This window comes from Acinetobacter schindleri, from assembly GCF_010918895.1.
Taxonomy (GTDB): Bacteria; Pseudomonadota; Gammaproteobacteria; order Pseudomonadales; family Moraxellaceae; genus Acinetobacter; species Acinetobacter schindleri.
This window is the reverse complement of record NZ_CP044483.1, coordinates 123,883-147,747: the sequence shown is the minus strand read 5'-3', so window position 1 is coordinate 147,747 and position 23,865 is coordinate 123,883. Positions and strand designations below refer to the sequence as shown.

Annotated in this window: 18 protein-coding genes and 2 pseudogenes; 9 read left to right on the top strand and 11 right to left on the bottom strand. The window is 41.0% G+C overall.

Annotated elements, in window-relative coordinates:
- Positions 1-27 precede the first annotated feature (27 nt).
- A pseudogene (locus FSC11_RS00665) lies at positions 28-897 on the top strand (IS982 family transposase).
- A 12-nt stretch (positions 898-909) separates the two neighbouring features.
- On the opposite strand, the gene FSC11_RS00660 reads toward FSC11_RS00665, so the two are convergent.
- Genes FSC11_RS00660 through FSC11_RS00650 form a run of 3 tightly spaced genes read right to left on the bottom strand, consistent with a single transcriptional unit; the run spans position 910 to position 5,904 of the window.
- Positions 910-1,425: a hypothetical protein gene (locus FSC11_RS00660; protein ID WP_163164560.1), complete on the bottom strand. Its 516-nt coding sequence runs from the start codon at positions 1,423-1,425 to the stop codon at positions 910-912.
- Positions 1,400-3,043 (bottom strand): glycoside hydrolase family 19 protein, encoded by a 1,644-nt coding sequence (locus FSC11_RS16200; RefSeq protein ID WP_227590991.1) that lies wholly within the window; start codon positions 3,041-3,043, stop codon positions 1,400-1,402. The genes FSC11_RS00660 and FSC11_RS16200 overlap by 26 nt, the downstream gene beginning before the upstream one ends.
- Entirely contained in the window at positions 3,043-5,904 is a 2,862-nt protein-coding gene (locus FSC11_RS00650) for a type VI secretion system Vgr family protein (RefSeq protein WP_163164558.1), read from the bottom strand. The genes FSC11_RS16200 and FSC11_RS00650 overlap by 1 nt, the downstream gene beginning before the upstream one ends.
- Positions 5,905-6,149: 245 nt before the next feature.
- On the opposite strand from FSC11_RS00650, the gene FSC11_RS00645 reads away from it, so the two are divergent.
- The 3 genes and pseudogenes from FSC11_RS00645 (at position 6,150) to FSC11_RS16450 (ending at position 10,331) form a co-directional block, all read left to right on the top strand.
- Complete coding sequence (locus FSC11_RS00645) at positions 6,150-7,304, top strand: methionine aminotransferase (RefSeq protein ID WP_163164556.1); 1,155 nt, start codon at positions 6,150-6,152, stop codon at positions 7,302-7,304.
- Positions 7,305-7,426: 122 nt separating this feature from the next.
- A complete protein-coding gene (locus FSC11_RS00640) occupies positions 7,427-8,791 on the top strand; it encodes an MATE family efflux transporter (protein ID WP_163164554.1) in 1,365 nt (454 codons plus the stop codon).
- 171 nt (positions 8,792-8,962) lie between these two features.
- A pseudogene (locus FSC11_RS16450) lies at positions 8,963-10,331 on the top strand (LLM class flavin-dependent oxidoreductase).
- 147 nt (positions 10,332-10,478) lie between these two features.
- Here the strand turns inward: FSC11_RS16450 and FSC11_RS00630 are convergent.
- Positions 10,479-11,324 (bottom strand): SDR family NAD(P)-dependent oxidoreductase, encoded by an 846-nt coding sequence (locus tag FSC11_RS00630; protein WP_004814214.1) that lies wholly within the window; start codon positions 11,322-11,324, stop codon positions 10,479-10,481.
- Between the two features lie 220 nt (positions 11,325-11,544).
- Here FSC11_RS00630 and FSC11_RS00625 point away from each other — a divergent pair, with 220 nt between their 5' ends.
- From FSC11_RS00625 to phoR, 3 genes are all read left to right on the top strand, one after another.
- Positions 11,545-12,222: a TetR/AcrR family transcriptional regulator gene (locus tag FSC11_RS00625; RefSeq protein WP_163164552.1), complete on the top strand. Its 678-nt coding sequence runs from the start codon at positions 11,545-11,547 to the stop codon at positions 12,220-12,222.
- A 212-nt stretch (positions 12,223-12,434) separates the two neighbouring features.
- On the top strand, positions 12,435-13,145 hold the full coding sequence (gene phoB, locus FSC11_RS00620) for a phosphate regulon transcriptional regulator PhoB (protein ID WP_005220310.1): 711 nt from the start codon (positions 12,435-12,437) through the stop codon (positions 13,143-13,145).
- 24 nt (positions 13,146-13,169) lie between these two features.
- Positions 13,170-14,528: a phosphate regulon sensor histidine kinase PhoR gene (gene phoR, locus FSC11_RS00615; RefSeq protein WP_004814208.1), complete on the top strand. Its 1,359-nt coding sequence runs from the start codon at positions 13,170-13,172 to the stop codon at positions 14,526-14,528.
- A gap of 57 nt (positions 14,529-14,585) precedes the next feature.
- On the opposite strand, the gene FSC11_RS00610 is transcribed toward phoR, so the two are convergent.
- The 3 genes from FSC11_RS00610 to FSC11_RS00600 all read right to left on the bottom strand — a co-directional run bounded on the left by FSC11_RS00610 (position 14,586) and on the right by FSC11_RS00600 (position 16,731).
- The gene (locus FSC11_RS00610) at positions 14,586-15,233 is read right to left on the bottom strand and encodes a glutathione S-transferase (RefSeq protein WP_163164550.1); all 648 of its coding nucleotides are present in this window, start codon (positions 15,231-15,233) and stop codon (positions 14,586-14,588) included.
- Positions 15,234-15,370: 137 nt separating this feature from the next.
- Positions 15,371-15,754, bottom strand: a complete 384-nt coding sequence (locus tag FSC11_RS00605) for an OsmC family protein (RefSeq protein WP_163164548.1) — start codon at positions 15,752-15,754, stop codon at positions 15,371-15,373.
- A 29-nt stretch (positions 15,755-15,783) separates the two neighbouring features.
- A complete protein-coding gene (locus FSC11_RS00600) occupies positions 15,784-16,731 on the bottom strand; it encodes a pirin family protein (RefSeq protein WP_163164546.1) in 948 nt (315 codons plus the stop codon).
- A gap of 490 nt (positions 16,732-17,221) precedes the next feature.
- Between FSC11_RS00600 and FSC11_RS00595 the strand changes: the two genes are divergently transcribed.
- Both FSC11_RS00595 and FSC11_RS00590 read left to right on the top strand, forming a co-directional pair.
- Positions 17,222-18,526 (top strand): GGDEF domain-containing protein, encoded by a 1,305-nt coding sequence (locus FSC11_RS00595; protein WP_163164544.1) that lies wholly within the window; start codon positions 17,222-17,224, stop codon positions 18,524-18,526.
- A gap of 198 nt (positions 18,527-18,724) precedes the next feature.
- Positions 18,725-19,975, top strand: coding sequence for a GGDEF domain-containing protein (locus FSC11_RS00590; RefSeq protein WP_163164542.1), 1,251 nt, complete (start codon positions 18,725-18,727; stop codon positions 19,973-19,975).
- Here the strand turns inward: FSC11_RS00590 and FSC11_RS00585 are convergent, their stop codons facing one another.
- The 4 genes from FSC11_RS00585 to FSC11_RS00570 form a co-directional block, all read right to left on the bottom strand.
- On the bottom strand, positions 19,976-20,908 hold the full coding sequence (locus FSC11_RS00585) for a restriction endonuclease (RefSeq protein ID WP_163164540.1): 933 nt from the start codon (positions 20,906-20,908) through the stop codon (positions 19,976-19,978).
- A gap of 189 nt (positions 20,909-21,097) precedes the next feature.
- Entirely contained in the window at positions 21,098-22,666 is a 1,569-nt protein-coding gene (gene guaA / locus FSC11_RS00580) for a glutamine-hydrolyzing GMP synthase (protein ID WP_004895334.1), read from the bottom strand.
- Between the two features lie 198 nt (positions 22,667-22,864).
- Positions 22,865-23,230, bottom strand: a complete 366-nt coding sequence (locus FSC11_RS00575) for a NirD/YgiW/YdeI family stress tolerance protein (RefSeq protein ID WP_163164538.1) — start codon at positions 23,228-23,230, stop codon at positions 22,865-22,867.
- 151 nt (positions 23,231-23,381) lie between these two features.
- The gene (locus FSC11_RS00570; protein ID WP_163164536.1) at positions 23,382-23,801 is read right to left on the bottom strand and encodes a DoxX family protein; all 420 of its coding nucleotides are present in this window, start codon (positions 23,799-23,801) and stop codon (positions 23,382-23,384) included.
- Positions 23,802-23,865: the final 64 nt, after the last annotated feature.

The following is a 23,865-nucleotide window of genomic DNA, read 5'->3' as shown; positions in this document are numbered from 1 at the left end:
CACACAAAACTTAAAACTCTAGTCCCGATGTTTAATAGTACCGAATTATTTTGCGTAATTGATGATTTCTTTCTTAAATTTGAAGCAACCTACTGGAATTTCCTTAAACAAAGTCGTCGTTTCTCCAGAGTCCGAACCGCTCACTTGAGTATCTCAGAAATCACTTTTATCGCGATCTGGTATAAATGTTCTCATTTCACTAATTTCAAAGCATTTTTCACATGGTTGAAACAGGATAAAAATCATTTATTTAAAAGCTTACCCTGTTACCAACGGATGATTCATCTGATTAATAGACATCAATTAGCTCTACACGCTTTACATGTGGCGCTAATGAAAGGCCAAGGTACACAATATTTATGGATTGATTCAACAACTCTGCCAGTTTGTAAAAATCAACGTATTCAACGCCATAAATCATTAGTCCAAATTGCATCACGTGGTAGAAGCTCAATGGGCTGGTTTTATGGCTGTAAATTACATATTGTGATGAATCAATTTGGTGAAATTGCTTGTTCTGCTTTATCCAATGGACATTTGGCTGATATCAAAATGGTTGAGAGACTCGTTAAAGAGATGGAAGTAAAGTTGTATGGAGATCGTGGCTATATTAGTCAAGAACTGAAGAGTAGGTTGAAATAGCAAGGTATTGATTTAATTACCTATCATCGAAAAAATATGCAGGCTATACAACTTTCTGAGTCAGATAAATATCACTTAAAACAGCGCAATAAGATAGAGACTTTATTCAGTTTATTGAAAGGTCAGTACAATTTAGTGACAAGCAAAGCACGTAGTGTTCATGGATTTCTAGGAGGGATTTACGCGTCCTTGTGTGCATATCAACTGATCCATAAAAATAAGCCAACAATTCAAATTATGAAGTCATCGGCTTAAGCAGGATTCGGGTTAATTTATATTATATATTTTTCTACATATTTTTCTTTTTTCAATTTCATTTAGATTAAATATATAATTATCTACATAGTATCTTATATCATTTGAAAATCTTTTATTTAATTCAATATAGCAATTTTCAACAGCTCCTTTAGGATAAATATTAAGTCTTGTTGAGGTATTTATTCTCTTAATAAAAATTTTATTATCTTTCAAATAAAGGTTTGTTTTTATATCAGTACTTCCATTATCAGAAAAACTAGTAATAACATCAAAACTAGTATTACTTAATTTTATAATTTTAGCATTCTCGTAATATGATACCTCAGGATATTTTATATTATTCAATATTAAATAATATAAAACCTCTCCATATTCATTTTCACTCTCAGATAAACAAACATTATTTTTTTCTAATTTTATACAATTAGAGTGTTTTTTACCATAAATTGAGCATGATAAAGTTAAAAAAATTGTTCCATATAAAAAACTTAATGTTAGCTTATTTTTTATTTTGACATGAATCATATTTAAGAACCTTCTTTAATTCTTTCCAATATTCTATTCTTTCTTTCCTCCCATTTCCTCCACCATTTACCCATAAGCTAATTTTATTAACATCATCTTTATCTGCCTGTAAATTAATATCCGCCGCCTTGCCACTACGTAAAATAACACCATTATTCCAATACCATCCAGCACTATCCATAGCTAAAAATAAATTGGACGCAACTATTTCATGGTATTTTTTACTTCGATCCAAACATTCATTTAAAGTTATATTTTCTGGGAAAACCTCTTTATAATCAGAAATATTTTTAATTATAAAACTATAATACCTCTTATAATTTTTTCTCCATGTTAACTGCATAAATCCACGACCTTTATATCGAGGTCCATCTCCAACTTGAGTATTTCCATTCTTTTCAGCATCAGCATGTTTACCTGGATCAAGATATTTTCCACTTGCATATTCACTAGTAGTCCTAAATCTATCAGACTCCCAGTATATTTGAGCTAAAAAATGAATCTTGCGAATACATGTATTAATATTATATTTATTCATAGTTCTATTTAGCACATTTAATAAAGCTTGATGGCTTTTATCACCAATTACCGAACACTTTAAATTTAAGACAGCAGTTGAACCTTTTAATGTTTTCTCCGAATTTCGCATTCCTTTTAAAATTTCTAAAAATTCATTTAAAGTTAAATCTCGATCACAAGTACATGTTTTAATATCTAATTGCTTTTCAATCGTAGGTTCCTTCTGATTGGTACTTGCCTCAGTTATATCCACATCTAATTCCAATTTATTAGAATCTTCTTTCATTCTTTTAGAGTAATAATTATTGGCTTCTAAAGGCTTTCCATCTGGCTTAAATACTGTAATCTTTACTTTTTCTCCAACCATACTTTGAAGTGAAAATTTTCCACTAGAAGTATTTAAAACCTTCTTTATTCCATTTTCCAAATAAAATATTTCAATTTTCGTATTTTCAATACGATAGTCATTTCCTAATCTGTCTACAATTTTGAAACTTGAGACACTTTTGAAGTTTTCATAAGGTTCATCTAGTTTAATTATTATTGGTGTTTGGGATCCATTCCCAGAGTTAACAGAACTTTTTAAAGTAAATTCATCATTCGAAGTTAAAACCAAAATTTCAATATCTCGATTAGGTGAAGATAGGACTTCTACAATGCCCTGTTCATTTGAATTACGTTCAAATAACTTTTTACTTCCTTTAGGACGAGAGGTTACTGGGAAATTTATCAGGATTTTCTCTTTACTATCTATAATTTTAAATAAAGTTGTCACTATCCCTTTTGAAGTAGTGGTAACTTTTTTCTGTTGATATTCTTCTATACTTTTTGGTAAAGGTACTTTTACAGGGTCTTTTCTAGAAGAAACTATTGAAGAATTAATAGTTTTAACAACAATATAATCTTTAGTATTAGGCGGTTGAGCTAGAATTTCTACAGTTCGATTCGGCGAAGCTTGAAAGATAAATAGACCGTCTTGATCTGTCTTATTGATATTCTCTCTAGATGAACCTTTATAACGCGATTTTACTTTTAAATTGATGACATACTTCCCTGATGCATCATAAAGTTTGGATGTAATAGTGACTAACTGACTCATTATTCAGTATCCTCTTTAGTGTATACCTCATCCTCAATTTCCTCGTTTTCTAGGTCCTCCAATAACTCATCAATATCCTCTTTATTTAGTTCTTGACGTAAATATGTTTGACAAGAATTAAACCCAAAAGCTATAAAATCTGTTTTTTGAGAGGTATAGAACCGTAGAGTACTTATTTGATTTACTTCATTTAGCAGGGATTTTTTGCTTTTAATTAATGTTCCATCCTTCTTATCAACAATGAAAATTTCTTTTTCTCCTTCACAGGCAGTATTCCATTGATAATTAATTCGATTACTAAATAAAGTTTCCATTTTTGGTAGACTTATTTTTTGTTCAATAATATTTTGACCTTCTTTAAATATATGCTGACCCGCTTTACACTCAAACTTCCCACCTGTTACTCCAAATACACCTTGTCCATTAATCTTTAACTGAGAACCACCAGCAGTAAGCACAATTTCTTTAGGGCTTATAATTTCAATTCGTTCTTCAGTCGAAATAATTTTTATTTTTTGACGAGCAATTGTTTCTATTGCGTCATCTTGTGCCTGGAGTTCGACCTTCCCCTTTGCCGCAATGGCTTTTAATCCTTGTTGGGCTGCAAATAAACTGATCTTGTCCTGAGAGTGAGCAATCAAAGATTTCTGTGTGGAAAAATTAATATTATCCGTAGCACTGTGGTTAATCTGCTGATCAGCTGAAAGATACAGATCTTCATTAGTTGAGAGTGCAATTGAATTCGGTGCACACAGCAGCATTAAAGCCTGTTTAAAGGTTTCAGCCTTGCTTTGATCTTGCTGTTCAATCTGATCCAGAAATTTTTTCAGATGATCTAACCCTTCTAAGGGGTCTGTTTGCTGATTTTTGGCAATCTCACTTAAGGCTTTACTATGATTCAAACTAGATTCAAGCTGGCTTTTCGCAGGACTGGCATTTAAGTGATTGGCATTGGCATTTTCTTGTTTATAGGTAGAGAGAAGCAAGCCAGCTCCCGCTCTAAGTGCTCCCCATTGATCTGTTCTTAACTCAAAGCCCTCACCACGCCCGTCGCTAGCCTCATCTTCTTTTGGATGACTTAGATTTCCTAAATTTAGCTGACTGGCCCCATGACTACTTTGCAGCTGTGCACTAATCTGTCCAGTTGTATCATCGAAGCGAAGCTGGTTAAAACCTTCACCCTCCACCTCTTGAGAACGGATACCACTTAGTTTTTTGGTTAATGGCAGTTTGCCTTTGACATCAAACATCGTCTGATGCCGTTCAGCTTCATGAATACGACCCACTATAAATGGCCGGTCGACATCTCCCTCAAAGAAATCAATGATGACGATTTCCCCGATACGTGGATGGAATCGGGCGCCATAACCTTCACCTGCCCACGGTGTCAACACATCTACCCAAGCTGAGTCGCTATCATTATCATTGGCACCAGCGCCACCATCATGTTGATGGTCATCACTGCGGGTAAACAGGAAACGAACCTTGACCCGCCCCCATTCATCCACGTAAATAGTTTCACCCTCAGGTCCAACTACTTTCGCCCGCTGTGGATAGGCCATTGGCCGATGCTGTAATGGATGATATTCAGGTACGACAGGAATATGACGACGCACCAAATACAATTCATTACTCTGTCTTTCATCATCTAATACTTTCCAGCGGCTGGACCGTATTAAATGATTCAGCTGCAGCAAAATATCTTTGGGTAAATTATTCTGGTTATAGAAGTATTTCCCCAAAATTAAAAATTCACGTTCATTGTCTGGATGTTGATCTATTTCGGGATGATCATGTAATTCAAACCAGTACCCAACTTGTGCATCACGCACACTACTACTGGCCTTAAAATATTTGGACTGCAAGGCATGGGACTGGTGTAGCTGCTGGCTGAGTTGATCCAGTTGAGCAGAACTGGCTGAAGTCGTTTGATCTTCTCCATTCAGGTCGCTGATCCAGGCCGGGCTAATGGTCCAGACATCTTCAAGATTCAGGCTTTGATTATCCTGTATTTCGCTATGCTGATGGCTACTGAGTAATAGCTGACTTTCACTCTGAGCCAGCTGATCCGCCTGCCAGCGCTGGGTTTGTACTAGGGTTGGATTTAAAGAACGCTCTGCCAATAGACCAGTAATCGTATCAAAAGGTTCGGTGGCATGGCTACGATGAAAACGGATACTACGGCGCTTTAAAGCCTGAAAATGCGGCTGGTCATCAATCAAACGTAGAATTTGTGGCTGAATGGTCTGAGCTGAAACGGGGATCATGATTTCCTTTTCATCGATCAGCCAGTTCATGCCTTCACTACGCCATAAGCGGGTCAGAAACTCATAATCCGTTTCATTGGACTGCATCACAAAAGGTCGAACATCGTAGTCCCGTGACAAGGCAGAAACATCCAGGCTCAATCGTGCTGCAAATAAGGAGCTGCGAGACTGCCATTCTTTAAATAAAATTTCACTAATATCCCGAACGCTTTTATTCATAAACACACGGCTATTGCGGCGTTTATGCCATAAGGAAGTTGCATCCTGTAGGGTCAGTTTATACAGCGTCAAAGCTCCGTCGCTTTGTCCCTGGCTTGCCGCTGTAATCAAACCTGTCGTTCGAAATAATTCTCCACGGTCAGTCACTTGATCAACTGCAACCTGACAGCCAATAAATTGTTTTAAAGCGAGATTTGCATTGGTTGAAAGGCAGATCAGTTCTGCCTGTAAACCCTCATTAATCTGATGATGACCTTCAATGCGCTGAATAAAAACCTGTGTATTTAAAACCTGATTAGAAAACTGGATATGTAGGGCTCGTTTTTGCAGATTAAGCCCAAGAGTCTCAAGGATGGTATGAATATTGTTTAGCATCTTATAGTTATTTTTAAGGAGTATTATGCAGCTAATTTTATGAAAATTGCCCCCTATACGTCCATCATGCTTCTTATTTCACATGATTTAACCATTAATTTATTACTCATCAGCTCTTTCATTGAGGTTTTAATCTTTTAATGTTTTATTGACAAAATGACTAATGATTTCTGTTATTTGTGCTCACAGAGCAGAATCGTTACTGCTACACTTTATGCTTATATCAATCAAAAGAGCGTTGTGACATGCTTGATCTCCAGTCCAAACTGCCTGAATTGGGCGTGACGATTTTCAGTACCATGTCTGCCCTTGCTCAGCAACTCGGGGCACTGAATCTTTCACAGGGTTTTCCCGATTTCCCTGCACCACCCGATTTGATTGAAGCTTTAGGACGGGCAAGTACGTCCGGTTTTAACCAGTATGCACCTGGGGATGGTTTACCTTTATTACGCGCTTTGGTCGCTGATTTATATTTACAGCGTGATCAATTATCATTAGATCCAGCTCAGGAAATTACCATTACACCTGGCGCAACGATTGCAATCTTCTGCGCAATTCAGGCTGTAGTGCGTGCAGATGAAGAAGTCATTATTTTTGACCCGAGTTATGACAGTTATGCGCCGACGGTACAGGTTTTAGGGGCTAAACCGATTCATATCGCACTCCAGCATCCGGATTTTTCAGTGGACTGGAGCCAGGTTAAGGATGCGATTAATGATCGCACCCGCATGATTATTGTAAATACCCCGCATAATCCTACTGGAAGTGTCTGGTCTAAAGCGGATTGGCAACAGCTGATTGAACTGATCCGTGACCGCAATATTGTGGTGCTCTCTGATGAAGTTTATGAACATCTGGTCTTTGATGATGTAAAACATTATTCAGCACTTTCCTTCCCGGAATTGCGTGAACGCAGTTTTGTCATTGGCTCTTTTGGCAAGACCTTCCATGTCACCGGCTGGAAAACCGGCTTCTGTGTAGCTACCCCGGCCTTAATGAAATTGTTCCGTCAGGTATACCAATTTGCCAGCTTTTGTGGTGTAACACCAGTACAAGTAGCATTAGCTGAATATTTACAACAGCATCCTGAGCATATTCCCCAGCTGTCGGCCTTCTATCAGGCCAAACGCGATTTGTTTAATTCATCCATTCAGAATTCACGTTTTCAGTGGACACCTTCACAGGGGACTTACTTCCAGAATCTGGATTACAGCGAAATTCGACCAGATTTAGAGGATGTTGCTATGTGTCAGTATCTGGCCCATCAACATGGGATCGTGGCGATCCCGGTATCAGTATTTTATAAACAGCCACCAAAAGATTTACGTTTGCTGCGTTTCTGTTTTGCCAAAAAAGAACAAACCTTGCTGCAAGCGGGCGAAATTCTTTCCAAAGTTTGATTTAAATATTTAAAGACTTACATAGCTTCAGCCTTAGTTACCTAAAAGCTAAGGCTATTTTTCTGCAAATTTCCGATAATTATTTTTTTCTCCCTTTCTAATAATCAAGAACAGGATGTTTTATGGCACAGCAAGCATTGGTTCAGCAGCAAAATCTATGGAAAACATTTTTTATTTTCCTGTTGCCGCTGGTTGTGACCAATATCCTGCAAAGTTTGTCCGGCACGATTAATACGATTTTTGTGGGGCAAATGCTGGGCGTACATGCCATTGCTGCAGTTGCGGTTTTTTTCCCAATCCTGTTCTGCTTGATGGCTTTTGTAATTGGCTTGTCCGCAGGTTCAACCGTTTTGGTGGGACAGGCCTGGGGAGCAAAAAATCTGGAAAAAGTCCGCTGTGTTATTGGTTCTACCCTTTTTATGACCCTAATTGGCGGTAGCCTGATTGCATTTTTTGGGGTGATTTTTGCAGAGAAGATTCTGCTACTGCTTGGAACCGATCCCGATGTGATGCATCTGTCTCTACCTTATGTGCAATGGATGCTTGCGGGTAGCCCGCTGATTTTTATTTATATTATTTATACTTCAATTCTGCGTGGTGTGGGTGACAGCACGACGGCCTTATTTGCCTCTGCCCTGACGATTGGAGTTGGTCTGGTGGTGACACCTGTTCTGATTGCCGGTTATTTCGGTTTCCCGAAAATGGGAATTATCTCGCCTGCTATTGCAACTATTCTTGGTAATATAGCAGTCCTGTTATTTTTAGCCCTGTATTTAAATTATAAACAACATCCACTTAAGCTAGATTGGGCTTTACTAAAGCATATCCGTCATCATCCCAACTTAAGCAAAATTATTCTGCGCTTGGGCATTCCTACCGGTGTTCAGATGATTACTACGTCAGCTGCAGGTTTGGTGATTGTCGGTCTGGTCAACCGTTATGGTGCGGAAGCTACAGCAGCTTATGGTGCAGTAAATCAGGTGCTGAATTATATCCAGTTCCCAGCACTTTCCATCGCGATTGCTGCTTCAGTTTTTGGTGCCCAAGCGATTGGTGCTGGTAAAAATGACTTACTCAATAAAGTGACGCGCACCGCCCTGAGTATGAATATCCTGTTTACAGGTAGTCTGGTGGTATTGGCCTATCTGTTCTCGAAATATCTGATGGCTCTGTTTATTACCGATCCGCAAGTGGTGGTGTTGGGTCAGCAGCTGCTATTTATTGTGCTTTGGTCAATTCTGTTCTTTGGTGCCAGTGCGATTTTTGCTTCAATTATGCGAGCCAGCGGTACAGTGACCGTACCGATGATTATCAATATTATCGCCATCATCGCAATTGAAGTTCCGGCAGCTTATCTATTCAGCCATTGGTGGGGGCTGCAAGGCATCTGGTATGGCTATGCCTTGGCTTTTGTCTGCCTGTGCATCATGCAAGGCTTGTATTACCAGTTTGTCTGGAAAAAGAAAACCATTGAAGCGCTGATTTAACAGTAGCTTAAGTATGTATGAATTTACAACTTATCTATTTTTGAAGTAAATACATCTCGTCCTTATACTTATTCCATATTCATTATAAGGATTTAATTTTATCGTATTTTTAAACTCGATTATTCCTTGTTATAAACCTGGTGAAATACAGGATAACAACAGGATTTCAGCATGGCTCAACGACAAATTAAATTGGGTGCCTTCATTCCAACGACATCGCAACATGCAGCAGGTTGGCGGCATCCAGCGTCCCGGCCTCAAGATCATTTAAGCCTTGATTATGCAATTGAACTAGCAAAGACTGCTGAACGTGGTCTGTTTGATGCTTATTTTCTTGCCGATGGTTTAGCTGTTAACTGGAGTCATGGCGCTTCTAAACATAATAAAAATGTAGGTTATAGTGACAAAGTTGTTGGGTTTGAACCCGTGACCTTATTTGCAGCTATTTCAGCAGTCACCAAAAATATTGGCTTTATTGCAACTGTATCAACTACCTATGAAGAACCCTATCTATTAGCACGTAAATATGCCTCTTTAGACCATATCAGTAAGGGTCGTGCTGCGTGGAATGTTGTGATGACTATCTCTGCTGAAACTGCGCGTAACTTTGGTTTTAATACACGTCCAGATGCCAAAGTCCGTTATGAACGTGCGGATGAATTTATTGAAGTCGTGCATAAACTCTGGGATTCCTGGGAAGATGATGCCTTCCTCTACGATAAAGAAAGTGGTCATTTTTTTTGAGGCCACTAAACAGCATGAACCGCTTCATCAAGGAAAATATTTTAATGTCCAAGGCGCACTGAATGTCTCTCGTCCACCACAAGGCTATCCGGTAATTGTGCAGGCAGGTCAGTCTGAAGATGGGCGTGAACTGGCAGCGAAATATGCCGAAGTGATTTTCACAGCCCAACAAAGTTTAACTGACGCCCAGGCTTTCTACCGTGATGTTAAAGGCCGCTTAGCCAAATATGCTCGTCATGCGGATGACTTAAAAGTGATGCCAGGCGTATCGGTATTTGTCGCCAAGACCGAACAGGAGGCCAAAGAAAAATATACATTGCTCAATAGCCTGATCCACCCGGATGTCGGCCTGGGCTTACTTTCAGGTTTAGCCGGCGATATTGATCTTTCACCCTATGATCTGGATGCACCTTTCCCTAGAGAAGATATTGAGATCAAGTCCAGCCGTCAGCAAATGATGTTTGAGATTGCAGCAAAGCATCACTTTAGTATTCGTCAGTTATACGAATATATTGCTTCTGCCCGTGGTCACTGGACATTGATTGGTACGCTTGAAAAGGTGGTCAATCAGTTACAGGAATGGTTCGAAAATGAAGCTGCAGACGGCTTCAATGTGTTACCACCAACAACACCTGCCGGCCTGGATGACTTCGTCAATTTCATTGTACCGGAGCTGCAACGCCGCGGCCTGTTCCGGACTGAATATGAAGGCCATACTCTGCGTGAAAATCTGGGGCTGAAACGTCCAGTAAATCAGTATCTAGTGACTCAACCCAATACGGCTATAGCCTCTTAGATCAGCCTTTATAAAAAAGATTAGTTTGAATTACTATTTTATTTTCTGTGGAGGAGAGAAAGAAAAATTATTGCTAGTCTTTCATTTCTTAAATTTAAATATAAAAAGTCCGCAAAAGCGGACTTTAATTTCATAACTTTTAATAATTTAAGCTGATTTCTTAGATTTACCTAACTTAGTGGCAAAAGCTGTGACCTTCTGATACCCCGTTGGTAAAATACGTTGGATTAAATCGATCGCTTTGGCATCATTACCAATCAATAAACGGCGTTTGTCTTTTTGAACGGCCTCCAAAATCTGACGCGCTGCTTCTTCAGGCGGACAACGCAATAATTTATTGAAGCTACGCGCAGACTTTTCAGGGCTCATCCCTAAAGCCCTAAGGCTGTCATTCATTTTGGCCGCATTGGCAATATTGGTACGAATTCCCCCCGGATGTACGCAGAGCGCACTTACACCACAATTTTCAATATCCAGTTCTTGACGTAAAGACTCAGTAAAACCACGCACCGCAAACTTGGTGGCATTGTAGGCAGACTGGGTTGGCTGCGCAGTCAGTCCGAATAAACTCGAAATATTCACCACATGGCCATCGCCGGTCTTTTTAATGCGTGGCAAGAATTCTTTGGTGCCGTACACCACGCCCCAGAAGTTGATTCCGACAATCCACTCGAGTTCGTCATAGGATGCACCTTCCACTGTTGATCCCAAAGCAACCCCTGCATTATTGAAGATCATGTTGATACTGCCATGATCCTGCTCGACTTTTTCCGCCCATGCACGGACTTCTTCCAAATCGGCAACGTTGACCTTGTCGAGGGTGGCACGCACGCCAGTGTCTTTAATCAGTTCAAGTGTTTTAAGTAAACCTTGTTCATTCACATCACTTAATGCCAGATGACAGCCCTGTTTCGCCAAAAGTACAGCCAACTGCTGACCAATGCCCGAACCTGCACCGGTAATCGCTGCAACTTTATTATTAAAATTTTTCATAAGTTTCCCTTATTGATGAAACTGCCTGCCCAGACAGCATTTCTTGTTCTGTCGTGCTTCATGCAGCAATTCTCTTCAATATAGTTTTGACAATACTCATTGTCAATCATGATGACTTATCTGTTCAGGACAATCTAGGTTAGTGATCAAGAACATAGGTCTAAATGCAATTTATTGGTAAGATATTCAAAATTTCGGTGCTTATGAGCTTAATCATTCTATGACCAATTCGACAATTCCTATGGAAAAACAACAAAAAACGATGACAAAGGAACGTCAGTTTAAGGGACTGTCTATGGCTGAACGCCAGCAGGCACGCCGGGAAAAGCTGATTGAAGCGGGTATTCAAGCTTATGGCACGCATGGCTTTTTTTCTGTAACCGTCAAAGATATCTGTACTGAAGCCAAGCTGACCGAACGCTATTTCTATGAATCGTTTAAGAAAAGTGAGCATCTGTTCCAAACTATTTTTCTAAAACTGATTGATGAATTGCAGCAAAATGTCATGCAAGCCATGATGCAGGCTTCCTCTGATCCTAAAAAGATGATCGAAGCTGGTCTGACTGCCCTGCTCACTACATTGCGTGATAATCCACGTATGGCCCGGATTATTTATATCGATGCCATGCTGGTACAGGAACTGCATAATCAAGCCACCATTCATGAAACCATGGGCCGTTTTGACCGCATGATTCAGGCCTTTGTCATGCTGATGATGCCGAACCTGAGCCGTTCCGCACAGGAAATTTCTCTGGTATCCACGGGCTTAAATGGTTATGTCACCCAGATTGCCATTCGTTGGGTCATGAGCGGTTTTAAACAGTCCATGGAGGAGGTCCTGTCCTCGTGCAGTATTGTATTTTTGGCACTTTTTGAATCTTTTTCAGATAAGAAATAAGGTTTAGCGCAATTATTTCTTAATTTATTTTCTATTTTTCAATCAATTGTTATTACAGATATTTTTCCTTTATCAAGCAACTTAAATTGTCACAAATCTTTGCGAAAGCAGGGCAAATATCCCTTTCTGCAATGATACTGTCATAATTAATCTTTGTAATAGGCTCGTCATAAATATAAAACGGTCCACCGTTGACTTATAGGAAATGCGCTGTGAAAGATGACTACATTTTAATCGTCGATGATGAGCTTCCAATTCGGGAAATGATCCATACGGCACTGGATATGGCTGGCTTCAATTGTTTAGAAGCAGAAGATGCCAAACAGGCTCATCAAATGATTGTGGATCAGCGTCCAGCCTTGATCCTGCTGGACTGGATGATGCCCGGTGGAGTGAGCGGTGTAGACTTATGCCGTCGCCTGAAACGCGATGAAACCCTGTTAGAAATTCCAGTCATTATGCTCACTGCACGAGGCGAAGAAGATCATAAGGTTCAAGGTCTGGATGCCGGTGCAGATGACTACATGACCAAGCCATTTTCTACCCGTGAACTGGTATCCCGTATCAAAGCCGTACTGCGCCGTACCAATAGCCTGAATGGTGAAAAAAGTATTGAAGCCAATGGCCTGTTACTTGATCCTGCAAGCCAGCGTGTCAGCTTTAATGATACTATTCTGGATATGGGGCCGACTGAATACCGCCTGCTGGCCTTCTTCATGACCCATCCAGAACGTGCCTATACCCGTGCCCAGCTCCTGGATCAGGTTTGGGGTGGCAATGTGTATATTGAAGACCGAACCATTGACGTGCATATCCGACGCCTGCGCAAAGTGCTGGAGCCATATGGCGCTGACCGTTTTGTACAGACTGTACGCGGAACCGGCTATCGCTTTTCGACCCGTATTGATGTTGCACTCGGATAATTTGACTTAGGTAAATCCTGCTTTATGTATAAACCCTACCCTGTTCCTGAAATGGCCCGTGGGCATAAATTGCCAAGCTCCAATAGCTTATGGGATTTTGCCAAGCAGGATTTACGCCTTCTGGCCTTTTTCCTGTTGATCGGTAGCCTGATTGGTTTCGGGATCGGGTATTTCTGGGTCTGTATCGTACTGGCTTTTGTAGCATTTTTTGTCACACAAATCCGTTCCCTGTATCTGGTCAATGACTGGATTTCCAATCGTCCTTATGACGTACCACCCAAGATCAATGGCATCTGGGGTGCCCTGCTCTTTAATGTCTATCAGGCCCAGCGTCAGGAACGCATTGTACAGGCGGAAATGGTCGAGCTGATTGATCGTGCCCAGTCTTCTCTAGGCGCGCTACAGGAAGCCGTGGTACTGATCGATGAAAATCAGCAGATTGAATGGTGGAATCCCGCAGCTGAACGTCTGCTCGGCATCAGTGCTGAAGATAAAAGCCGTAATATTCTGAGTTTACTCTCTCAGCCAAATTTCGTTGATTATTATCATCATATTGATGATGCGCCTGACGGTCTCAAGATGCAATCGTCGATCTTTGAAGACCATTATGTACAGGTCAAGATGACCCGCTTTGGGGGTGAAAGCCGTCTCTTGGTCGCTTATGATGTGACCCGGATGCATAATCTGGAACAGATGCGCAAAGACTTTGTAGATAACATCTCGCATGAATTACGCACACCTTTAACAGTGCTCAGTGGTTATATCGAAACCTTTACAGATCAGGAAGATATCAGTCCACGCTGGAAACGTGCCTTTGACCAGATGCAATCCCAGACCCGGCGTATGAATGCCTTGGTCAATGACTTGTTACTATTGTCTCGTCTGGAAAATGACGAAAATATTGCCAAGAACCAGATTATCGACATGCCCAATCTGATGAACCAGCTGTTTGATGATGCTCAGGCCTATAACGTGGACTATGGTCATACGCTGAACCTGGATATTGACAGTCATTGTGATCTGATTGGTTCCGATATGGAAATTGCCAGTGCTTTCAGCAACCTGATCACCAATGCGATTAAATACACGCCAAAAGGCGGTACGGTCACCATGGGCTGGCATGATGATGGTGAATCGGCTTACTTTGTGGTAGAAGATACCGGGATCGGGATTGACCCGAAACACGTGCCGCGTCTGACTGAACGGTTCTATCGCGTCGATTCTGACCGTAGCCGACGTACCGGCGGTACAGGTCTTGGACTTGCGATTGTAAAACATGTACTGATGCAGCATCAGGCCCAGCTAAAAATTGATTCTCGCGAAAATCAGGGCTCTACTTTTAAAGTGATTTTCCCGAAAGAACGCTTGAGTTTCCCGGACTGATTGAAACTTTATCCCAATAAAAAGGTGCCTTTTGGCACCTTTATTTTTAATGGCTTGTTAACTCAATACTTCTTCTTTGGACATGGCCCGGAAATAGGCAGGACGATGAGATAAGCGTTCCAGATAGGCTTCAATCGCCGGATAACGTTTACCCGTACGGGTCTGAATGGCATCTAATGGGAAACTCATCTGAATATCAGCAAAACTAAATCGACCGGCAAAATATTCATGCTCGCTCAGGTAGTCTTCCAGATATTGAGTATGATCTTTAAGACGCGGCTGTACAAATTTACTTTTAATTCCACTGGTAATCTGTCGCGCCATAGGACGCAGCAAAAATGGTGTGTGCTTCTCAACGGAATTCATGACCAGATGCATAACCAGTAACGGCATCAGTGAGCCTTCGGCATAATGCATCCAGTACCGGTACTGCTGTTTGGTAGTAGAATTGAGCGGCTGAAACTCCATACCCACATCATAAGTTTCCTGCAAATATTGTAAAATCACCGCAGATTCTACCAGCACCTGATCACCATCAATCAGGATCGGTGCCTTCCCTAATGGATGGATCATCTTCAACTCTGAAGGGGCAGAAAAGTTAGGCAGCCGTTTATGGAACTTGATTTCATAATCTAGCCCCAATTCCTCCAATGCCCATAAAATACGGAACGATCGGGACTGCTCAAGATGGTGTAGGATACGCATGTTAGACTCTTTTGTTATTGTCGTGTTATTGCCGCTTCAGCATAACAAAAAGTGTCTGGTTCCGGTGAAATGCTTTACGAATTATATTACATTTCAATCAGTCTTCTTTACATATGGCGAGATCAAAGTAAGGTAGTTCAAATCTCCAGACTCCGTAGCAAAGTTTTAGTCACTGGTGTTTTTTGACAAATTTCCAGAATTTTTTGCCGCAATGTTTCATCTAACGGATTTTGAAAACTTAAACGTCGTTCAATCCATTCCTGCCCTTCCCGATTGGCAAAGAAATCGGCTTCAACCTGAAACTCCCCCAGCTCCAGATCTTTATGGCTGGCATACATACGCAAGCTAATCATGGTGCAGGAAATCAAGCCTGCCAGCAGAAAATCATAAGGTGCGGGACCACGATCCTGACCACCAAAAGCTTCCGGCTTATCCGTCAGATATTGGTGATTGCCATGACTGATCTGTCCCTGCCATGGTGTTTCCAGACTATGTACACGAGCACTTGCAAGCATGGCCATTTCTTCTTCCTTATTTTATGGTGATGCATTTATTTTGAAGGACGCATATGGCCCGGGAAAGCAGGGGCTTCAAGTCGTGGTCCCTCGTAGGCAGGAATCGAGCCAAATCGCTCATGTTCTGCAATCCATTGCTCACGTGCCATTTTCAATTCTTCAGTCGTGCGGCCAACAAAGTTCCACCACAGTAAAATCGGGCTTTCAAAAGGTTCGCCCCCCAGCAACAGTACACGGCTTCCGGCATGAATCTCGACATGTACCTGTTCCAGCCCCGGTTCCAGAATCACCATATTATCTTCAGTCAGTTCATGTCCGTTGATACTGGCCGTCCCTTCCAGTGCCAGAAAACCATATTCAAATTTTAGATGAAGCGGTAATACGGCTTGGGTACTGTCTGCTGCATACAGGTCCACCCCGAGCAGTTCGCTATGTACCTTCACTGGTGATATAGCCTTAAGATATTCCCCGACCAGTACCGTGAACTCAATGCCTTGATCCTCAACCACAGGCAATTCCGGATAATGATCAAACGCGGGTGCCATATTGACCATATCATCTGGCAAAGCGATCCAGAGCTGTGCGGCATGCATTTTAGTTTCTGTTTCAGGTGCAACTTCAGAATGGGAAATGCCATAACCAGCCGTCATCAGATTGACCTGACGCGGACGTAGCAACTGCGCACTGCCCAGACTGTCACGATGCATCATGGTGCCTTCAATCATCCAGGTAAAAGTCTGCAGACCAATATGTGGATGTGGTCCTACATCTAGGCCATCCCCTTGCGGGAAATGAGCAGGTCCGGCATGATCCAGAAAACACCATGCCCCGATCATCCGTTTATGCCGGCTTGGTAACGCACGCTTGATCACTGTTCCCTGACCAATTTCAGCACGGCGTAATGGAAATTCTGCAATAAACTGATTGACGTATTTCGTGCAATCATCTGAATTGAAAAGTTCGATATCATTATTATTCGACATGTTCTGGCTCACTCGGCTGGATCAAAAGATCATAGCAATTCAGATCGGTAAAAAGAGTGCTGCTTTCAGGATTGTGCTTGTCATATTTGCAACAATCTTTAACTTCAACGGTCTGATCTGTACTTGACCTGATTTCTTGTTTTCATAGGTACTCCAAATCTTGAATCTATCCTTAAAATTCAAGGTCGCGATTAGGTAAAGATCACCCAAACCTTTTTTAGCATTTTTCATTTTAATAAGGTGAGGTTTACACATGCTGCAACAAACAATTATCCCGGATTGTTTCACGTGAAACAGGCTTATATTTAATTTTTTATAAATTAAATCAAATAATTAATTCAATAACACCTAAGTTCTAGCTCTTTCCTGTCACAGAGAAAATGTTTTGTTACTTTTTCCTTCTCCATGCGTCGCAATCTATCCGTTTGACCATAGATTCCTGACCCCAAAATTTGCTCATAATATGTGCGAATCTTTAATGGATTGAAAAATGATGATTGCCGATGGCAGGATGCATGCAAATATGCAGGCTTCCTTGCAGAGTTTTAATCGGCATTCTTCGGAACAGCTGCAACCTTCCGAGAATGACCTGAAGAACCGTCAAGTGCTAGAAGATGCACTTGTGGATCGGCACGCCCGTATTCCTGTGCAATTTCTACCTCATTTTTACGACTATCTGTACCGGCATAACTACCATAGTCTGCGTCAGATCCACTTACTGGCGCAGTTGGTGTTCCTGCTATATTTCTTTGCCGATATCTTTATTATCCCCGACCTGATGATGGCTTCTGGGTTTACTCGGGTGATTTTGGTCTTAGCTTTCTGGATCGTCTGTGAACTGTTATTTCAATACAGCCAGAACATTCGCTTGCTCGATCTGATCCTGCCGATAGGGACTACGCTTTGTGCTGGAGTATGGATCCTGCTCCTGCTCTCTTCTACCAGCCTACATGTAGAAAATTACTTGTATGCTGCATCCATTTTTATTCTGATTGCCAATCTCTGCATCAAGGTTCAATTTAGGGCTGCACTATATTGTTCAATCCTGATCAGCCTGCTGGTCCTGATAGCAATGACGCAGCTAATGACGTTATCGGAAGCTTTTATCTTTATGGTCGTGTTCAGCCCAGTGTTGCTGTTTAGCCTGTATTTTAACTGGAATAATATCCTGCATACCCGTCGTGCATTTATCCGTACTTTGTTAGATGAATGGAACTACCATATGGTGCGTAATCTCGCCCATACTGATGAACTGACTCAGCTCTATAACCGTCGGCATTTTGTTAATCTGGCAGAAAACTGTATTCATGACTGGCCAAGATATTCAAGCACCTGTCTGCTAATGTTTGATGTGGACCATTTCAAGCAAATCAATGATAATTATGGGCATGATGTCGGGGATCGGGTACTACAGTTAATTGCAGATACAGCGCGTAAGGAAATGCGCCATAGTGATGTACTGGCACGTTTTGGTGGTGAGGAGTTTATTATTTTGCTGTCCGATACACAGTTGCAAGATGCTTTGGTAATTGCCGAGCGCATTCGTAATTCGATTCAGCAGCAGTATCTCTATGCCCGGCCTGAGTTGATACTGAAATTTACAGTTTCGATTGGTATTGCTGAGCTGGAGTCCCATACTCAGGATCTGGATGATCTGATTAAAAAAGCGGATGTGGCGCTTTATGCCGCCAAGAAGAGTGGACGTAACCGGATTGAAGTGTATCGTCCAGATATGAGTTCACCGTTTCAATCTGATCTACAGAATTTTTATACTGAAAAATATATTAACTTATGAACAGTCATAGAAGTAATTTAAACGCATAGACAGTAAATCCAGCCTATCTCATTTTTTGCTTTGTACTCACTCTCCCTTTTTTGTAACCGAAAATATTTATTCTAGATGACTACTTTTAAAGTAAATTTTTAAGGAATAGAATAAAATTTATACAAAACTTAATATATAAAAAATTTTATTTTTTATGGGGAAGGCTGAATGCCACAGGAATATCATAAGGAGTCACGCCTTCTGATTCAGCAGGCGCTTAAAGATCCTCTGGTGTGTATTCCTCAGCCATTAAAATCTGCCTATTATTCTCATCAGAAAAAGCTGCATCTGAGATATCTGCTTCAGGTGAATCTGTTTGCACAGTTTGCTTATGCTTCCTATACCCTTGCGGATATTTATGTACTGCGTGACATCCACACCCTGTTGCTTGTAACCAAACTGGGTTTTACCTCAGTCATGACCCTGATCACGGTCTGGATGTACCAGCATAGCCGGAATTTACCACTCTTTGATCTATTGCTACCCACTTCGATTATTGGTGCCAGTGCGGTCTGGTTTTTTAATTTAAATCAGTCAGAAAGTCCTTATAATCTGATCTATCAATATTCCTCTCTGGTCTTTATCGTTCTGGCAAATTTAAGTGTACATATCCGTTTCAGACCTTCCCTGACCATCTCGGCCCTGATTACCCTCATGATCTATATGGGTGTGTATTTCAATGTTAAAGGTGATCTGCAACAGCTGGTTCTGTTTTCTCTGATTTATTTGCCGGTGCTAAGTTTTAGTATCTATATCAGCTGGAATTCAACGCTTAAATCTCGGATTGTATTTTTACAACATACCTTGAACGAATATAACCGTCAGGCTTTTGAGCATATGGCGCATACCGATTCCCTAACAGGATTAAATAATCGCCGCTTTTTTGAATACTTGGCTCAGCAACATCTAACCCATAGGCTTGAAGAAGGAACACCGAGTCCTAGTTCATTAATCGTCTTTGACGTCGATCATTTTAAAAAGATTAATGATAACTATGGTCATGATATTGGCGACGGGGTACTGCAAATCATTGCGAAAACAGCTCAAAGTGAAATGCGAAATACTGATATTCTGGCACGCTACGGCGGGGAAGAGTTTATTGCCTTGCTTCCTGATACGCATCTGGATGATGCTCTAAAAATTGCCGATTGTTTAAGGCAGCGCATTGAACAGACCGAAGTGTTTCTTGATCAAGTTCAATCCTTAAAATTCACCATTTCAGTGGGTGCGGCGATCTTGGAAACCTGTGAAACGGACCTGTATACCGTAATTAAACAGGCGGATATTGCGCTGTATCAGGCCAAGGCCAACGGACGGAATCGAGTAGAGCACTATGACCCTTTAACCAGTCCTAATGTGGTACTGCTGTCAAAAGGCTCGTGGAATAAGGATCGGGCAATTAAAATCGTAGGAACCTAGTTAAAAGATATCTTCATCAAAACGGTCTTGATCGATTTTATAAATATGAAAGCTCTGTTCGATCTGTATGCCTAAACCAAATTCAATCATTAAGGATGTGAGCTTGTCTCCATCAATCAAAACAATGCCTGATTTCTTTGCGGACTCAATAGCTTCTTTACTGAAATCAGAAGTGGTAATAAATACACCTTTCTTGGCAACTTGATCTGCCAAAGCACCTTTGAATTGTTGAATCTCAGGACGACCAACTGTATTTTCCCAACGCTTGGCTTGAATATAGATTTTATCTAGACCTAATCTATCTTCACTAATAATACCATCTACTCCCCCATCATTCGTTTTGCCAATTGCTTGAGCCGCGTCCTGATGTGATCCACCATAACCCATTGCCACAAGAAGATCGACTACAAGCTGCTCAAAGAACTTTGGTGTTTTCTCTTTAATAAGTTGTAAAAGTTCTGCTTTAATATTTGACTTCAATAATTCTGTTGTATTTTGAATAGTTTCTTCAGGAGTCTGCTTACCTTCTAATTCTTCTATTTTAATAATTTGATTAGTACTTTTTTCTAGGCTATTAATATCCTCTTTTATACCAAATTTAAATTCTTTAAAACTTTCGAATTGTGCCAAAAATTCATTGGTTATTGCATCTAAATTATTAAGATTTAAAGTTTTACCTAACTCACTGATTTCACAATATGCCCTTTTAGGCTGATTTATCAGACCCGCCTTTACCAAATACGTCTTTGCCCAAGAAACTCTATCTTTAAAAATATTCTTTCCACTTGGAAGTGTTTGATTGAGTATGTCTTTTGAGAGCTTTGAGCGTTCAGCTAATATATTTGCCGCATCTGAAATTTTTATAGGCTCATTTAACTCAAACAATAACTTCATTAAAGGAAGCATCAATTGATCATAAGTAGGCAATGACATATTTTTCTGTATAAAGTTTTATTTTTATTCATTATAAACACAAAAAAGGACGCCTAGGCGTCCTTTTTTATTGGATATATCATTTTTCAGATACTGCCGCGCGTATCTTGCGCAAAGTTAAAAGCAGTGCTTTTAACCTTGCTCATGGCGTAATTTAGGCAAGAAGCTTCGCTTCTTGAAACCCCTAAATTACTCCCATTCAATCGTCGCAGGTGGTTTAGACGATACGTCATAAACCACACGAGAAACTTCAGCAATTTCGTTCATGATACGAGTTGAAATTTTATCTACCAGCTCGTATGGAAGGTGAGCAAAACGAGCTGTCATGAAGTCAACAGTTTCAACTGCACGAAGTGCAATGACCCACGCATAACGACGACCATCACCTACAACACCAACCGATTTAACTGGCTGGAATACAGCAAATGCTTGTGCAGTTTTATCATACCAACCGCTAGCACGAAGTTCTTGCATGAAAATGTCATCTGCCAAACGGAGAATGTCAGCATATTCTTTTTTCACTTCACCCAAAATACGAACACCTAGACCCGGACCTGGGAATGGGTGACGATAAAGCATTTCAAATGGAAGACCTAAAGTGGTACCCAATTTACGTACTTCATCTTTAAACAGGTCACGAATTGGTTCAACCAGTTCAAATGCTAAATCTTCTGGTAAACCACCCACGTTGTGGTGTGATTTAATCACGTGTGCTTTACCCTGTTTGCTTGCAGCAGATTCGATCACGTCAGGATAAATCGTACCTTGAGCCAGGAAGTTTACACCATCAAGCTTACGTGCTTCTTCAGCAAATACTTCGATGAATTCACGGCCGATGATTTTACGTTTTTTCTCTGGATCAACTTCACCCGCAAGTGCAGTCAAGAAACGCTCTTCAGCATCAGCACGAATGACACGGATACCCATGTTTTTCGCAAACATGTCCATAACCTGGTCGCCTTCATTCAGACGAAGTAAACCATTGTCCACGAATACGCAAGTCAATTGGTCGCCAATTGCACGGTGTAACAGCGCCGCAACAACTGATGAATCCACACCGCCTGAAAGACCGAGCAGTACTTTTTGGTCGCCAATCTGTTCACGAAGCTGTTCAACACGAAGGTCGATAATGTTTTCAGAGTTCCACAGGCTACGGCAACCACAGATATTGTGAACGAAGTTAGACAGTAACTCTTTACCTTTGGCAGTATGAGTGACTTCCGGGTGGAACTGAATACCATAGAAACGGCGTTTTTCATCAGACACCATTGCGACCGGACAGCTTGGTGTGCTGGCAGTAATCTGGAAGCCTTCTGGAATTTGAGTTACTTTGTCACCGTGGCTCATCCAGACTTTCAATTTGTCTGCTGAATCTTCAAGATCGCCAATAAGACCATCACGGATTTGAATGTCTACTTCTGCATAGCCAAATTCATGTACTGTGCCTGGCTCAACCTTACCGCCAAGTTGTGCAGACATGGTTTGCAAACCATAGCAAATACCCAATACAGGAATGCCCAAGTTGAACACAACTTCTGGCGCACGCGGGCTGCCTTCTTCGTGAACGCTCTCAGGACCACCTGACAAGATGATACCGTTTGGATTAAATGCACGAATGTCTTCTTCAGACATGTCATAGGCAAACATTTCAGAATATACGCCGGACTCACGTACGCGACGTGCAATCAATTGGCTATATTGAGAACCGAAATCCAAAATCAGGATACGATCTTCAGTGATTTGAGTATTGGTAGTCATGACAAACAACTATAGAAAGGCAAACGAAAGATAAGCGCCGTATTCTATCATTTTTCACTGCATTAAGCACACTGTTTCAAGGCGCTTGAAATATATACATATTTAGCACTGCATCTTGATCAGACTGAATTTTTTGTCAGATCTGCTTCAATCCTGGATTCCAGATTGAATGAGATTGAAGCAGAACTTTAAATGTGGTTATTTCACTTTTTCGATACTAATCACATCAATATCGGTAGGTTTCTGACGATGAGTGTCTACCTCGCCAAGTACACGAACGTTATCGCCCGCTTTTAACTTCAACGGTTTCCATAGGTCATCATCAACATCAATAATAATCGTGCCACTACTGTCTCGAAGTTCAAAATCATCACTCTGCGGTGCAACTTGACGCACAATTTTACCTGTTAAGGTCACACCAGTTTCATCCGGCATTTTTTGTGCTTGAGCAATGCTGACTTTATTTTTTTGAGCTTCAGCAAGGAGGGCCTGATCTGACTTTGCCCATGCACCGCCACTAACAACGAATCCCGTCATCAATACAGCTAAAATTTGCTTTTGCATTCAATATACTCCTTAAACAACAGGTTTAAATTCCTGATTCTATCTAATCAGAGGGGATGCACTGCACGAAGCTTAATTCTGTAAAGCTAGTTTAATGTTATGTATCCACAAAAAAAGCGGTCTTAGACCGCTCGATTGGATCGTTGCTTTGCTATTGGTGCTCAATCAGATGATCAAGACTGAAGCGACCTGCACCCTGTAATACCAATAACAATAAGCCGCCTGCCATCGCGAAGTTTTTCATAAAGTTCACTGCATCCTCAGGCATACCATGAAATAAAAATGCAGTCACTAAGCTAAAGCCAATCAAAAGTGCTGCCACTACACGGGTCTGCAAGCCAAATAAAATCGCTAAACCACCACCCAACTCCAGCAAAATCGTCACAGGTAATAATTCAGCAGGAACACCCATAGCTTGCATATAACCAACCGTTGCTTCATAACCAGCGATTTTGCCCCAACCTGCCACAATAAAAATATAAGCCATTAAGGCACGTGCAGACACGAATGTTGCGGATTCAAGTACAGGATGAGCAACAAGATTGGCGATAATACGATTTGGATTCAACATGATAAAAACTCGAAGATGATTGCTAAAATATGGGCACATCTTATAAGTTTCATTTTTAATTATT

Excerpts from the sequence above, each read along its gene's own strand:
- FSC11_RS00660 (WP_163164560.1), bottom strand. The coding sequence starts at position 1,425 with ATGATTCATGTCAAAATAAAAAATAAGCTAACATTAAGTTTTTTATAT.
- FSC11_RS16200 (WP_227590991.1), bottom strand. The coding sequence starts at position 3,043 with ATGAGTCAGTTAGTCACTATTACATCCAAACTTTATGATGCATCAGGG.
- FSC11_RS00650 (WP_163164558.1), bottom strand. The coding sequence starts at position 5,904 with ATGCTAAACAATATTCATACCATCCTTGAGACTCTTGGGCTTAATCTG.
- FSC11_RS00645 (WP_163164556.1), top strand. The coding sequence starts at position 6,150 with ATGCTTGATCTCCAGTCCAAACTGCCTGAATTGGGCGTGACGATTTTC.
- FSC11_RS00640 (WP_163164554.1), top strand. The coding sequence starts at position 7,427 with ATGGCACAGCAAGCATTGGTTCAGCAGCAAAATCTATGGAAAACATTT.
- FSC11_RS00630 (WP_004814214.1), bottom strand. The coding sequence starts at position 11,324 with ATGAAAAATTTTAATAATAAAGTTGCAGCGATTACCGGTGCAGGTTCG.
- FSC11_RS00625 (WP_163164552.1), top strand. The coding sequence starts at position 11,545 with ATGACCAATTCGACAATTCCTATGGAAAAACAACAAAAAACGATGACA.
- phoR (WP_004814208.1), top strand. The coding sequence starts at position 13,170 with ATGTATAAACCCTACCCTGTTCCTGAAATGGCCCGTGGGCATAAATTG.
- FSC11_RS00610 (WP_163164550.1), bottom strand. The coding sequence starts at position 15,233 with ATGCGTATCCTACACCATCTTGAGCAGTCCCGATCGTTCCGTATTTTA.
- FSC11_RS00605 (WP_163164548.1), bottom strand. The coding sequence starts at position 15,754 with ATGGCCATGCTTGCAAGTGCTCGTGTACATAGTCTGGAAACACCATGG.
- FSC11_RS00600 (WP_163164546.1), bottom strand. The coding sequence starts at position 16,731 with ATGTCGAATAATAATGATATCGAACTTTTCAATTCAGATGATTGCACG.
- FSC11_RS00595 (WP_163164544.1), top strand. The coding sequence starts at position 17,222 with ATGATGATTGCCGATGGCAGGATGCATGCAAATATGCAGGCTTCCTTG.
- FSC11_RS00590 (WP_163164542.1), top strand. The coding sequence starts at position 18,725 with ATGCCACAGGAATATCATAAGGAGTCACGCCTTCTGATTCAGCAGGCG.
- FSC11_RS00585 (WP_163164540.1), bottom strand. The coding sequence starts at position 20,908 with ATGTCATTGCCTACTTATGATCAATTGATGCTTCCTTTAATGAAGTTA.
- guaA (WP_004895334.1), bottom strand. The coding sequence starts at position 22,666 with ATGACTACCAATACTCAAATCACTGAAGATCGTATCCTGATTTTGGAT.
- FSC11_RS00575 (WP_163164538.1), bottom strand. The coding sequence starts at position 23,230 with ATGCAAAAGCAAATTTTAGCTGTATTGATGACGGGATTCGTTGTTAGT.
- FSC11_RS00570 (WP_163164536.1), bottom strand. The coding sequence starts at position 23,801 with ATGTTGAATCCAAATCGTATTATCGCCAATCTTGTTGCTCATCCTGTA.